11 protein-coding genes are annotated in these 14,092 nt (G+C 40.1%); 1 reads left to right on the top strand and 10 read right to left on the bottom strand.

Going from position 1 to position 14,092, the window contains the following annotated elements; genetic code table 11:
* The 8 genes from ODU55_RS07980 to ODU55_RS07945 all read right to left on the bottom strand — a co-directional run.
* Nucleotides 1–580: IS30 family transposase (locus tag ODU55_RS07980; RefSeq protein ID WP_398582495.1), on the bottom strand; the 580-nt coding region annotated here is incomplete at its 3' end.
* 515 nt (nucleotides 581–1,095) lie between these two features.
* The gene (lacD, locus tag ODU55_RS07975; protein WP_002940627.1) at nucleotides 1,096–2,097 is read right to left on the bottom strand and encodes a tagatose-bisphosphate aldolase; all 1,002 of its coding nucleotides are present in this window, start codon (nucleotides 2,095–2,097) and stop codon (nucleotides 1,096–1,098) included.
* 22 nt (nucleotides 2,098–2,119) lie between these two features.
* A complete protein-coding gene (gene nagA / locus ODU55_RS07970) occupies nucleotides 2,120–3,265 on the bottom strand; it encodes an N-acetylglucosamine-6-phosphate deacetylase (protein WP_099833135.1) in 1,146 nt (381 codons plus the stop codon).
* 260 nt (nucleotides 3,266–3,525) lie between these two features.
* Nucleotides 3,526–3,864 carry a YlbF/YmcA family competence regulator gene (locus ODU55_RS07965; RefSeq protein WP_398582494.1) on the bottom strand — a complete coding sequence of 113 codons (339 nt, stop codon included), beginning with the start codon at nucleotides 3,862–3,864 and terminating at the stop codon, nucleotides 3,526–3,528.
* Nucleotides 3,865–3,873: 9 nt separating this feature from the next.
* Nucleotides 3,874–4,977 (bottom strand): prephenate dehydrogenase, encoded by a 1,104-nt coding sequence (locus tag ODU55_RS07960; protein WP_105133851.1) that lies wholly within the window; start codon nucleotides 4,975–4,977, stop codon nucleotides 3,874–3,876.
* 7 nt (nucleotides 4,978–4,984) lie between these two features.
* Entirely contained in the window at nucleotides 4,985–6,151 is a 1,167-nt protein-coding gene (gene aroC, locus ODU55_RS07955) for a chorismate synthase (RefSeq protein ID WP_024407373.1), read from the bottom strand.
* Between the two features lie 2 nt (nucleotides 6,152–6,153).
* Nucleotides 6,154–6,828 carry a type I 3-dehydroquinate dehydratase gene (gene aroD, locus ODU55_RS07950; RefSeq protein ID WP_024401414.1) on the bottom strand — a complete coding sequence of 225 codons (675 nt, stop codon included), beginning with the start codon at nucleotides 6,826–6,828 and terminating at the stop codon, nucleotides 6,154–6,156.
* Entirely contained in the window at nucleotides 6,825–7,988 is a 1,164-nt protein-coding gene (locus ODU55_RS07945; RefSeq protein ID WP_398582493.1) for a class I SAM-dependent rRNA methyltransferase, read from the bottom strand. The genes aroD and ODU55_RS07945 overlap by 4 nt, the downstream gene beginning before the upstream one ends.
* 115 nt (nucleotides 7,989–8,103) lie before the next feature.
* On the opposite strand from ODU55_RS07945, the gene ODU55_RS07940 reads away from it, so the two are divergent.
* The gene (locus ODU55_RS07940) at nucleotides 8,104–10,278 is read left to right on the top strand and encodes an LTA synthase family protein (protein ID WP_398582492.1); all 2,175 of its coding nucleotides are present in this window, start codon (nucleotides 8,104–8,106) and stop codon (nucleotides 10,276–10,278) included.
* Between the two features lie 442 nt (nucleotides 10,279–10,720).
* Here the strand turns inward: ODU55_RS07940 and ODU55_RS07935 are convergent, their stop codons facing one another.
* Nucleotides 10,721–13,216, bottom strand: a complete 2,496-nt coding sequence (locus ODU55_RS07935) for a pneumococcal-type histidine triad protein (RefSeq protein ID WP_398582491.1) — start codon at nucleotides 13,214–13,216, stop codon at nucleotides 10,721–10,723.
* Between the two features lie 492 nt (nucleotides 13,217–13,708).
* The gene (gene rplT / locus ODU55_RS07930) at nucleotides 13,709–14,068 is read right to left on the bottom strand and encodes a 50S ribosomal protein L20 (RefSeq protein WP_012028296.1); all 360 of its coding nucleotides are present in this window, start codon (nucleotides 14,066–14,068) and stop codon (nucleotides 13,709–13,711) included.
* Between the last annotated feature and the right edge of the window lie 24 nt (nucleotides 14,069–14,092).

Below are 14,092 nucleotides of genomic sequence, written 5' to 3'. Positions count from 1 at the left end.
ACAGGCAATAATTTTTTATCTTAGTCAGTAGGACGGTATCAATTTCATAATGACCATTTTCCAAGCGAAGATTAATAACGTCAGGACGTTCTTCGATAGATTTACCTGCCGGCTTAAAGTTCGGACTGGCTTGCTTCTTGACACCTTTCCATTTTCTAGGATAAAGCATATCCGCTTTTGTCAAACCTAAATGACCATTATGAAACCAGTAGTAGATGGTTGAAATACCAACTTTCACTTGCTTCTTCTTAACCATCATTTCAGGCGAAAATTTTTGCTTATGATAGTGTAAAATCTTCTCTCTGATTTCCTTTGTTAGAATTAACTTTTTCACCGACCGTTTTCGATTGGATTGGTAAACAGTTTGTGCGTAATCGGCAGAATAGACCTTTTTGTATAGCCCTTTTCTCACTTGTTGTAAAGTTGTACCTCTTTTGACTTCATTATGAATCGTTTGAGGCGCCTTTCCTAACAAGCCTGCAATTTCACGATTTGACTTATTTTCATTCTTCCACCGCTCAATCAAGCGACGGTTATCTATTGTCAAATGTTTCCCTTTTGGTTTATAATACTTTTGCATCTCTATGCCTTTCCTTGTGTTTGTGGTGAACAACAAGTATAGCACAGAGGTGTTTTCTTATACCTTACATCAGATTTCATTTGACACCAGGCACCCTTGAAGCTGTTTTTTCAGCTAAACCAAGGCTATGATTAGCCTTGGGCAACTAGCCTAACAGCTTCAAGCCTGTTATCAAATGAAATCATCAACTTACTCAAACATAGTGAAACATCTAATTCTTGACTAAGGTAAGGTGGCTAACTTCATTATAGAACTTTCGGTTTTTTCGAATTTTTCTAAAAATAATCCCCTATATTATTAGCTATAAAACGATCTGTCAACAGCCGCAGCTATAACACAATGCTTTCTTGTTTCTGGGATTGCTTGCAGAGTAAATGGACTGTTAAGGCGGGAGATATAAGAGCGGAGTGCAACATCAAGTCAACAACGACTGATTTTGATTTTCGAAGGGTATAAATGAGTATATTTGATGTCACAAAAAAGTCTGAACCTAAGCCCAGACCCTACTAAAACAATTATTTTACTTCAACTTTTTCAGTCCAAGGACGCGCTGTAGTTGCTAGAACCTCGTTGAGTTCTTCTACGTTGCGGCGGCCTTGATCTGCCAACCAAGCTTTGGCTGCTTCTTCACCCTCGCTTGCAAAGATGGCTACTGCATCCTTCCAAGTCGCCCGACCACACAGGACACCATTAAAGCTTGAACCAGCTTCTTTGGCAAAGACAAGGGTTTCTTGGAAGAGTTTAGCAGATACACCCGCGCTCAAATAAATGAATGGCAAGTGAGTGCTGTCTGTTTGTTCCTTGAAGAAGGCCTTAGCTTCCTCAACTGTATAAACTGGCTCTTCATCTGTGTAGCCTTCTACAAAGTTCATATTGACAGGCACTTCAACCTTGAGCACGTCTGCATTATAACGTGACTTGCTGAATTCACGCATGGCACCATTGACCTTGTGTGGTTTGAGGGCTGCGTATTCACGAGAAGTCACATCCATATCGCTGGCATCGTAAGTCAAGATTTCGACAAAGTAAGGAATATCTTCTGCGATACACTCGCTACCAATACGTTCTACCCAGGCATGCTTAATGTCGTTGATTTCTGGCTTGTCATCCACATCATAGTAAAGCAAGATTTTTACGGCATCCGCTCCCAATTCCTTGATGCGTTTGGCTGACCAATTTGGCAAAAGGTCAGGCAAACGACCTGGTGTGGAAGCATCGTAACCTGTTTTTTCATAAGCTGCAATGAAACCGCAATCTGCATGGCGCAATTCTGAAGCTGGAACACCATACTCAGCATCCAAAAGGATGGAGCTTGCATAAGGGGTCAAATCGCTTGAAATGACTTTCTTGAAGTCAATCAAAATGTCATCTCCAAATTCGCCACCACCTGCTGCAGCAGCAAGCAAGCGTTTCAATGCACCACGTTGGTCAATCGCCAAGGCCGCAATCACCTGATCGCTGTTTGACAAGCGGGTCATGTGATTGAATTTAGCTTGAGAAAGTTGTAATTTTGTCATTAGTTTCCTCCTAAGGATTTTATTAACCAAATCGTTTCACGCCATCTAGATAGGTCGCTTGTAAGCGTCCTGCATCATCTACGACGATAAAGTCTGCAGCTCGACCTTCTGCAATCCGACCACAAATATGGTCAATATTGACAGAGCGAGCTGGTGCCAGCGAGGCCATACGAAGGGCATCAGGTAGGGTTACCAAGCCCCATTTCACAACATTTTGCACTGCTTCGATCAATTCTAAGATAGAACCTGCCAAACTACCACTTTCTTTTAAACGAGCAGTTCCATCTTTTACAACAACTTCAAATTCACCGAGGCGGGACTCACCTTCACCCATACCGCCAGCTCGCATACAGTCCGTAATCAAAACAGTTTCCTCTGCTCCACGTGCTTTGACCACGATTTCTGCCGCAGCTGGATGAACATGGTGTCCATCACAAATCATTTCCGTATAGACATTTTTTAAATTCAAAGCAGCACCGACCATACCTGGTTCACGGTGATGAAGCCCACTCATCCCATTGTAAACATGGACGAAGATATTGGCACCAGCTTCTACTGCCGCTTCCGCTTGCGCATAGGTCGCATCGCTGTGAGCCAAGGCAGTATGAATTGCCTTGCTGTTAGCAAACTCGATGAATTCTTTGACGCCTTCACGTTCTGGAGCAATAGCAATTTTATTGACTAAACCTTTAGATAAGCTGTGCCAGTTGTCCAACTTTTCAATGGATGGATCGCTCATGTACTTAGGATTTTGTGCTCCCTTGTATTTTTCTGTAAAGAAAGGACCTTCTAAGAAAATACCTTGAATCTTGGCGCCTGTTTCCTGCCCTGCATAAGTCCCAATCGTTTCACAAACTGCATCTAAATTTTCAGTCGTATCTGTTAAGGTCGTTGGAAGCCAAGAGGTCACCCCACAAGACAAGAGACCTTCTGAAATTACCTTGATCCCTTCAAAATCATTGTCCATAACATCGTGAGAAGCATAGCCGTGGATATGTGTATCAACTAGCCCTGGTGCTAAATGAAAGTCAGAGTAATCAACAATTTCCCCTTCAGGCTTTTCAGTCACAATCCGTCCAAACTGCCCCTTGTCAGTAATTTCCAAATAGGCTGATTCGACCTCACTCTCTGGTAAAATAATAGATTTTGCTTTTATAAATACTGCCATATTATCTCCTTTATTGATATATACACTTGCTAAACTGGTTATAACCATATACCAAATATATTGTAGAACTTCTATTAGAAAATGTCAAGTAATTACCATAACTTTATAAGAAATGGATGCTGGAGAAGGTAGAAAAAAGAGTTCTTACTCCCCAAAGTACCGTTTCTGAATCTGTACTTGGAGATAAGAACTCTACGTAAGCAGTGTATACTAGGCGTCAATCCATGACCTAACACCTACTCCTATCAAATATAAATATATTACAACAATTCGTTGAGAGGCTTGAAGATGATACGTTCCAAATCAGCTACATAAGTTCCCAACTGTTGTTGCTTGCTGAAATATTCCGTCAAAAGTGGATTTCCCTGAACTTTCTTGTTGAAATCCAACATTTTCTTTTGGTCAGCTTCAGTAGGAATTTCTCCAGCCTGCAATTTAGATTGGATTTCTTTTTGGAAAGAAATATAACTTTCCAATATTTCTTTGGCTTCTGAATCCCCCGCAACTGAGACCTTAACGGCTTCCACCGCCTTATATTCAGGCAGGTTACGGATTGCACGTTCCAATTCATTTGCTATATCATAGATATTTGTTGACATAATTTTCTCCTAATCTAAATGAATTTTGTAAGTCGTCTGCTCTCTTAAACGTTTCGCAGCGTCTTCCAAATTTCCCTTATTTTTAAACGTAATTTGTAAAATACCGTGTATATCTTCACGGTTCTCTTCATTGATACGAATATTGACAATGGAAATACCCCGCAAGACTTCCAAAACCTTCAAAATCGTATCTTCCTCATCAGGAACACTAAGGAATAAATCGTAGAAAGAATCAACACCTGCACGCTTGTGAATTTCCATGGCTTTACGAGTTTGACGTCCCTTATCAAAAAAGTCCCAAATTGCTTTTTGATCGCCAGATCTGAGCACATCTGAAATTTCTGAAAGACGTTCTTGAAATTCCTCGATTCGATTTAGAATAGAATCTGCATTGGTCAGCAAAATGCTAGTCCACATGCTCGGCTCACTTTCCGCAATCCGTGTCATGTCTCTAAATCCTCCAGCTGCAAAATTATTCGTAAAGGGATGTTCTTGCGCAAACTCTCCAGCTTGATGCATCAAACTAGAAGCCAATACGTGTGGAAAATGTGAAATTTGACTGGTCACACGGTCATGTTCTGCTGCATCAATCTGAACAAAACGTGCCCCCGTTCCAGATAACAAATCTGTCAATCGGGGAACCGCATCCTGCTTGGTAGCCTGACACGGTGTCATAATGTAGTAAGCATTCTCAAATAGATAGAGATCTGCTGCACTGGCACCAGATTTATGACTACCTGCCATAGGGTGGCCACCGATAAAATTAATTTGTCTTGGCGCCAAATGTTCCTCTGCAGCAGCCACAATTGCAGACTTCGTTGAACCTGCATCTGTAATCAAGACCGTATCCTTCAATTCAAGGGTACTAAATTCTTCAATTAAACGCAAAGAAACTTGAATTGGAACACAAAGAAGAATCACATCAGCCTGCTTTGCTACACCCTCCAATTCCGTTGATACCTCATCAACCATCCCCTTGCCCAAGGCAATTTGGCATGATTGTTCGTTAGGATCAAAGCCAATGAGGTGATAGTCAGGATGATCTTTGCGAATACAGAGCGCAAGTGAACTTCCAATCAACCCTAGACCTACAATTAAAATCGTTTTTTTCATTAATTACCTAGAAATTTTTGACATAGTCGCGATGACTGGCTACTGCAGCTTTCAATTCCTCCATATTATCGGAAGAGAACTTCTCTAGGATTTCTGTCGCTAGAGTTGTTGCTACGACTGATTCCATGACCACACCAGCCGCTGGGAGAGCCGTTGGATCTGAACGCTCCACAGTAGCTTTATAAGGCTCATGGGTATCAATGTCAACCGACATCAATGGCTTATAGAGGGTCGGAATTGGTTTCATAACACCACGAATGATTAGGACCTCGCCATTGGTCATACCACCTTCGAAACCACCAAGATTGTTAGTTCTGCGTGTATATCCTTTTTCTTGGGACCAGAGAATTTCGTCCATGACTTGGCTCCCTTTGAGATAGCCAGCTTGGAATCCTACTCCAAATTCTACTCCCTTAAAAGCATTGATTGAAACAACAGCCTGCGCTAATTTTGCATCTAACTTTTTATCCCATTGCACATATGATCCCAAGCCAGCTGGAACTCCTCCAACAACAGTCTCAATCACTCCGCCAATAGTATCTCCATCTCGCTTGATTTGATCAATATAGGCTTTGATTTCTTCTTCACGCTCTTGGTTGACAATGGATACTTCTGACTGGGCTGCACGCTCTTTGATTTCTGCTACGCTTAAACCATCTGGGACATCAATTTCCTTCCCTCCGAAAACGACTACATGGTTAGCAATTTCAATATCCAACTCAGCCAAAATCCGTTTGGCAACCGCACCAACAGCCACACGCATAGTTGTCTCACGCGCACTAGAACGCTCCAAGGAATTACGCAAATCATCAAAGCGATATTTCATACCACCAACTAGGTCAGCATGTCCTGGTCGTGGATGTTTGATACGACGCTTACTTTTGAGCTTCTCTTCGATGTCCTCAACTGCCATAATATCCAACCATTTTTGATGGTCTTTATTGGTCACATTCAATGTAATCGGGGCACCGGTTGTCTTACCGTGACGAACACCAGCCGTAATCTCTACGCGGTCTGTTTCAATCTGCATCCGACTACCACGACCGTATCCCCCCTGGCGACGTTTTAAATCTTCATTAATATCCTCAGCTGTTAAAGGAAGACCAGCTGGAACTCCCTCAATAATGGCTGTTAGACGTGGTCCATGAGACTCACCAGCTGTTAAATAACGCATACTTAATTCTCCAAAATTTCCAAAAACTTACGAGTATTGCCTAAAGACATCTGTCCAGGTGCAGATGTTTCATCTAAGCTGGCAAAAGTCCAGCAGGATCCTGTAATCACACCTGCAATACGCGTTAACTTCCCTAGTTCACCCATAGCGATTGTCGCAAATGTCTGCTCGGTGTTCAGCGATTTAAAACCACGAGTATAATTCATAACATCTAGGACATCCTGCTCTGACTTAGCCATTACAGCCATTTTAACAACAGCTGGTGACAGGCTAGTCAGTTCAGACATGATTTCCATATAATTAGACGGTGTTTCCTCAAAATTATGATAACTCAACACAAGATTAGGAAACTCCAACATCTGCTCAAAAACCGACTTATAAGAATAATATTCAAAATCAATATAATCTGGCTGATAAAGCGCTGCAACTTCTTTGATTAAATTGACATATTCTTGATCGTCCAAATCCAAGTGGCCACCTTCACGTGTTGTCCGAATGGTGAAAACCACTTCCTTACCATTACATTTTTCAAATATAGCAGGTGCTACTCTTAAAATATCATCTTTCGGAAGATAGTCTGCTCGCCATTCAACAATATCTGCCTCTGCTAGACGTTCTACATCAATGGCCTCTACCTCTTCCAGATTTCTAGGCATAATAGGAACTACTATTTTCATTTATCTACCTGTATCGTAAAGACCTTTAGGTAATTACTACTTTCATCATTTTTATTGATTACAAAATCGGCTGGCAAGCGGTAACTTGCCTCATAACGGTGTTTTCTAACACCAAAACCTTTTTCAATCTGCCGCTTAAATTTTTCAACAGAAACATTTGCGGCGTTGGTCGAAGCGATAATAGTTCCACCTGTATTTAGTATTTCCAAAGATTGAGAAATCAACTTGTGGTAATCTTTGGCTACTGAAAAGGTTTGTTTCTTATTTCGTGCAAAGCTTGGTGGATCCAAGACAATCACATCATAAGTCAAGCCTTTACGTTTGGCATATTTGAAATATTCAAATACATCCATTACTACAAAGTGATGATTATCTAAGTCTAAACTATTAACCTTAAAGTGAGCTTTAGAAAGTTCTCGAGAGCGTTTGGCTAAGTCGACAGAAGTCGTTTCCCCTGCTCCGCCCATGGCAGCAGCAATAGAAAATGCTGCCGTGTACGAAAACATGTTCAAAAGTGACTTGCCTGCCGCCAGACCATCCACCAGGGAACCACGTACCTCATGCTGATCCAAAAAGATTCCCGTCATCAGTCCATCATTCATAAAGACCTGATAGTGAACTCCATTTTCCAAAACAGTGAAATACTCAGGTGCTTCTTCTCCATAAAGATGAGCAGACTCAAAGGCCAAACCTTTAAAACGAATCTTCTCATAAGCTCCTCTTACTTCTGGAAATACCTGTTGAAAGGCAGCAACAATCATCTCTTTAACAGAATAAATAAAGGTATTATACCATGAAAAAACTGCGTATTCATCATACAAGTCAACCGTCATTCCACCAAAATTATCTCCATCTTGATTAAATAAACGAAAAGCATTCGTCATCTCAGATTGATAAAAATGTTGACGTTTCTGTTTAGCATCCACGAATAATTTAACAAAAAAATCCACGGTCAAGTCTTGGTTGCTTCTACTAAACAGCCAGCCTATTCCCTTATTCTGTTTGGACAAATAAGCCTGACCTAAATAGCTTCCAGATTCTGAATACAAAACAGCCAGCCTGTCTTCATCAAACGAAAAACCTGAAAAATCAGCGCTATCCAAGAGTTGAATCCCTCTGTTTATTTTCTGTTCTGCAATACGGTTTACCTTTATTTTCATAGAATTATTATAACATGTTTCTTCATATATGCCAAAAAAACTCTAAACTTTGAGGCTTATTTTAAAATTATGGTATAATGAACTAAGCTTTTAGAAAGGACCATGAGGTTTTATTGTGAAAAAACTAATTGACTACGTCAAGAAGAGCGGACAAACTCGACTTGGCTTCGTCTTGATTTTGCTAATCATTTACTGGCTCAAAACACTCTGGGCCTACTATGTTGATTTTAATTTAGATACCCAAGGATTTTTCCAAAATTTTATCGCTATTATGAATCCTCTACCAGTAGGAATTTTATTGCTTGGTCTCTCGCTTTATATAAAGAATACGAAGGCATTCTATAGTGTAGCGATGACCATTTATATTGTTCTTTTCGCCTGGCTCTTTTCAAATGCAGTCTATTATAGAGAATTTTCCGATTATATCTCCATTTCTACCATGATGGCTACCTCTAGCGTATCTGCTGGACTAGGAGAAGCAGCTCTTAAGTTATTTAGGCTATGGGATATTGTCTATTTTCTTGATTTTATAGCTTTTGGTTTCTTAGTTTACCGTAAGGCATTTCACTGGGACAAAACTCCATTTCATAAAAAATCTAGCTTTGCCATCACAGCCTTTTCAGTATTATTGTTCTCTATCAATCTCTTTTTAGCAGAAATTGATAGACCTGAGCTACTTACGAGAGGATTTTCTAATACTTATATCGTCAGAGCCCTTGGGTTACCAGCTTTCCTTGGCTACAATGCTAATCAAACCTACAATGCCCATAAGGATCGCTCTGGGGCCACTGCCTCAGACCTGGAGCCTGTAAAACAATATATTACAGAACATTATGCTCAACCGAATGACAACTACTTCGGTATTGCCAAAGGACGAAATGTTATCTATCTCCACCTAGAAAGCTTACAACAATTTGTTATTGACTATAAGTTGAACGTCAACGGTGTCGAATACGAAGTCACACCTTTCCTCAATTCTCTGTATCATTCTAGCTCTACTCTCGCCTTTTCTAATTTCTTTAACCAAGTGAAGGCAGGTAAAACCTCTGATGCCGAAACCATGATTGAGACCTCACTTTTTGGACTCAATCAAGGCTCTTTCATGGTCCAATATGGTGGAAGCAATACCCAGCAAGCTGCACCATATATTCTCTCTCAAAATGGCGGCTATACATCTGCTGTATTCCACGGTAACGCAGCCAGTTTCTGGAATAGGAACAACACCTATAAACAGTGGGGTTACAATTACTTCTTTGATCAATCCTACTTCTCCGAAGCCACTGCTGAAAATTCATTCCAATACGGTCTGAATGATAAAATCATGTTCGCCGACTCTATCCAATATCTTGAACATTTACAGCAACCCTTCTATACCAAATTTATCACAGTTTCCAACCACTACCCCTATACAACCAGCTTGATTGGGGATGAGATTGGCTTCCCATTAGCCAATACAGATGATGAAACCATTAATGGTTATTTTGCTACTGCCAACTATCTCGATGCGTCCATAAAGGCATTTTTCGATTACTTAAAAGCGACTGGCTTGTACGAAAACTCCGTCATCGTCCTCTATGGTGATCACTATGGGATTTCTAATTCACGCAATCCTAACTTGGCACCATTGATTGGAAAAGATTCACAGACTTGGTCAGATTTTGACAATGCCATGATGCAACGTGTTCCATATATGATTGTTGTACCTGGAATGACCAACGGTGGGATTTTTGATACCTATGGTGGTGAGATTGATGCACTTCCTACTCTCGAACATCTTTTAGGAATCAAATCCGATAACTATCTTCAAGTTGGTCAAGACCTACTTTCCAGCCAACACAGCCAAATTGTGGCTCTTCGAACCGCTGGCAGTTTCATCACACCAAAATACACTAGCTACGAAGGTAAAATCTACTATACAGAAACTGGTCTTGAAATTACAAATCCAGATGAGACAACTCAAAAAGAAATTGATGCAATTAAAGAAGCTACTGCAGCACAACTAGCGACTAGCGATGCCATTCAAACTGGTGATCTTATCCGATTCTTCGACAATGGATTGCCAGCCTTGGATTCAAGCCAATATAACTACATTGACTCATTGGCTGCCGAGATTGCACTAGAGAATAAACTTGGTACACAATCGACAAGTTTGTATAGTAAAAACGGCAATAAATCAACAATTGAACTATTTAAAGCACCAAGCTACCTAGAACTTCACGGTAGTACAACTGCTACTAGCACACCAAATACTGGTACAAGCTCAACAAGTACCAGTTCAAATTCGCAGTAATACACTAAAAGGCTTAGAATCATGTCAGTTACTACATTGATTCTAAGCCTTTTATACTCAATGAAAATCAAAAACAGGCTAGCTCCAAAGGTTTGGGGAACCTTTGGAGGTTGGAGATAGAGCGAACGTAGTTCGTTTCTACTTAGCAGATAGAACCCTGTTACTATTTTGTTTCAAGGTAACAGGCTGAGGCTGGGCAAAAAGTTTAATCTCGCTTCTCAGGGTTCGTGTCAACATCTCAGCGCAGTGGTTGATTGGCAGATTTGTTCGTGTTTTACACTCCAAATCTGACCTAATCAACTGTTCGGGGGCGGGAAGACGAACTCTTTTTTGACCAGTCGAGTTCTTTCCCGCTCCCACTCATCAAATCAAGTCAACAACGTCTGATTTTGATTTTCGAAGAGTATTAGACCACTATTTCAAATCACTCATCTCTATTGCATCAAGGAAATATAGAATCCTCACTAGACTCTTCCCCTGCTGATGGATTCTTAGGGACATCTATGGGTGCAACAGTACTACTTTCAGTTGCTTTTGTATCTTCTGTTGTAGTTTCAATGTCTGTTACAGTTTCTACTTCTGAACTAGGTGTCAACAAATCATCTAACCAGCTATCTGCGTTCTCTTCTCCATTAGGGACATCTGGAGTATTCGGCAGTGGATTTCCAGGCAACCAAGCGTTCCCTTTCTCAACTGTCCCATCTTTGCTATCACTTTCAACTTTATCGAAATGAATATCGTAGACAGTATCTTCCAAAATAGGTGTGTCCCATGCTACATTTGGAATAATCGGCTTTGTATAATCTCGTTTATAACCTGTATCACTCTTCAAAGATGGCGGAAAAATTCCAGCTTGGTTCAATGTTAACCCTTTTCTGACAAGGTAAACCACTGTTTTACTAGTTCCCAAATGGGTCTGAAGTTGACCGCCTTCACCTGCTCGAAATGCAAGAGCTACATAATTCTTTGGATCATGCCAATGGTAATTTGGATGTCTACTTGGATCATTGATGTCCGTTGGATTATCCGTATTTTCGGCAATATATGGCCCTATACGAGGAGCTGTTGTCCCAAATGCTGCCAAGCTCGTTGTGGCACTAACATAATCTGTATCTTTTTCTCCACCGGTAATAACTGTCCTAAACTCGATAAATTCATAATCTTTACTTGGAACTGGTTCTGGTACAACAAGCCCCTGCTCCTTAGCTTGTTTCCAAGTTAAGTCAGATTTCACAAAGTATATGAAGCCTGCTCGAATCTCACCATTTAATTTTAAACGACCATTGGCTATCGCACTATATTTGACAGGTACATAGTCTGATAAATCAATATTTGAAACATCATCACTTGGAGTGTAAATATTTTTTGTCGGCTTACGATAAACAGTATCAAAATCAGCATAAAAACTCTGATGTTCTCTTGCCATCTTGCCAGACTTTGGCAAAATAGCATTCCAACCGTTAAAGACGCGTCCCTTTTGTTGAAGGGTCTGCGGATAGGCGATGTTCAAATCCTCCCAATTTAAATCTTTACGAACCAAATAATAAACTCTCTTCGTTTTTTTACCATTAACGACAAAATCACCAAAATCACTATTTGTACTGAATGTTACTAGAATGAAATTTTTAATATCCTGAAGACCTTCCGGATGATACTTTTGGTGGACACCATTACGTGTTAAATTTTCTGTTGAACCTTCTGTATAAAAAGGCCCATATACCGATTGTTTCTCAATAGCAAAATTTACCGTTTCGGTCTTAACATCACGCTCAGGATCATCTGGCAAACTAGGATCAATTTTATAAACGTGCGCATGGTCCCCATGGCGTACACTCATATAGTTCCCATCAATTGTAATGTCCTCACGTTTTACTTTAAAACGCTCCATGTACTGTTTAATGAGACGTTCTTTTCTCTGTTCAAGAGTTTCTCCATCCTTTTGCTTAAGAATACGATCCTCCGGACTTTCAAACGGCTTCCTTGTATCAATTTCCTTTAATAAAACAATATGTGTGTGATCGCCATGCGGATATTCTAATCCAATTTGACCGTCAACAATGACTTTCTTAAGACGTGATGGCTCTAAATTCAGTTCTTTTGCTAAGTAGTCCAATTTGGTTTGATACTCAGTATTTTCTACCTCGGACAATGACTTCTTATCCGACTCAACATTTGGTTTATACTGATTCACAAGATAAGACCATTTACTCTTTTTCAATGTTTCAAAATGAATAAGATGCAAATGTTTCCCATGCCTTACTAGAATCCCGGTTTCCGTTACACCGCTGATATTTTGCCCATCAAACAAGAAACCATCACTCGTTTGAAAATCAATCCCCGGAATCCCTTCCTGTTGGTGAACGATAGGAAGAGTTGGCGATTGACGACTATCAGAGGTCAATTGCCTGTGTGTCGTGCCACCTAAGCTTGATTTTAAAATATAGTGATAATGATCCCCATGCCGAACAGTATAGCCATTGGCATCCTCTGCGACAATATCTTTAGGATCAAAAACGTATTCATCTTCGGTCTGTTTCGATCCTGACAATAATTGACTTCTCTTAGGTTGAGAAGAATGATTTTTTTCTTGATAGTTTTCAGGAATTAAATAAGCCCATTTTGTATTCTTTAAATCTGAATAAAAGAAAAAGTGCTTATGATCGCCATGATTGACAATAATTCCTAAATCAGTTTTTTCCTCAATTTGTGACTCATCAGTGAGTAAAAAACCATCATCCGTCGCCTTATCAATCCCTGGAACTTCCTTTTTCGAATCTGAAGGAATCTCTTTTGATTGCTTTGATTGCGATGTTTCTATGCTTGTTATTTTTTGATGGCTCGATTGCTCTTTATAATTAGACACTTGATAGGTTACCAATGCTACAGCACAAATAAGCGATACTCCTGCTACATAAAGCAAAGTCTTACCTTGTTTCATATCACTGTTTCTCTCCTTACTTACTATTATATTTATATTATTGACATGATAAATGGGAGTGGGAAAGGACTCGACCATTCATAGAAGAGTTCGTCAACAAGTCTTTATTTCTAGTTGTTGAGCTGAAACAGTCTATTCCCAGACTGTTTCACTCCCACCCCCGCACAGCTCAAACTGTCTGGGAGACAGTTTGAGGTTGGAGATGAAGCGAACTTTGTTCGCAACAGTCGTAATGGTCAGATTTGGAGTGTAAAACACGAACAAATCTGCCAATCAACCACTGCTCTGAGATGTTGACACTAATGTTGAGAAGCGGTGCTGGGCTTTTTGCCCAGCTTCATCTCCATATCCATTTACTTCATAAAATAAAATTTGTCGCCTTTTTAATTTACCAGTTAAGTATATCATTCATATTGAAATTTAGCAAGCCATGAGCAAATTAAAACAAAATAAAGAGCTTGGTACATAGACCAAACTCTTTATTTTATATACTTATTTAGCAAGTTTTGCTTTAGCAGCATCTGCAAGAGCTGTGAAAGCTGCTGCATCGTTTACTGCCAAGTCAGCAAGCATTTTGCGGTTTACTTCGATTTCAGCCAATTTCAAACCGTGCATCAATTGTGAGTATGACAAACCGTTCATGCGAGCAGCCGCGTTAATACGAGTGATCCACAATTTACGGAAATCACGTTTTTTCTGACGGCGGTCACGGTATGCATAGTAGTAAGAGTTCATTACTTGTTCTTTCGCAGTGCGGAACAAGAGATGTTTAGCTCCGTAATAACCTTTAGCTAATTTTAAAATACGTTTACGGCGTTTACGAGAAACAACGCCACCTTTAACACGTGCCATTTAATTTTCCTCCAAATGATAATC

It is taken from the genome of Streptococcus sp. 2022WUSS037 (assembly GCF_044427225.1).
Lineage (GTDB): Bacteria > Bacillota > Bacilli > Lactobacillales > Streptococcaceae > Streptococcus.
This window is presented reverse-complemented; position numbering and strand designations above follow the sequence as displayed.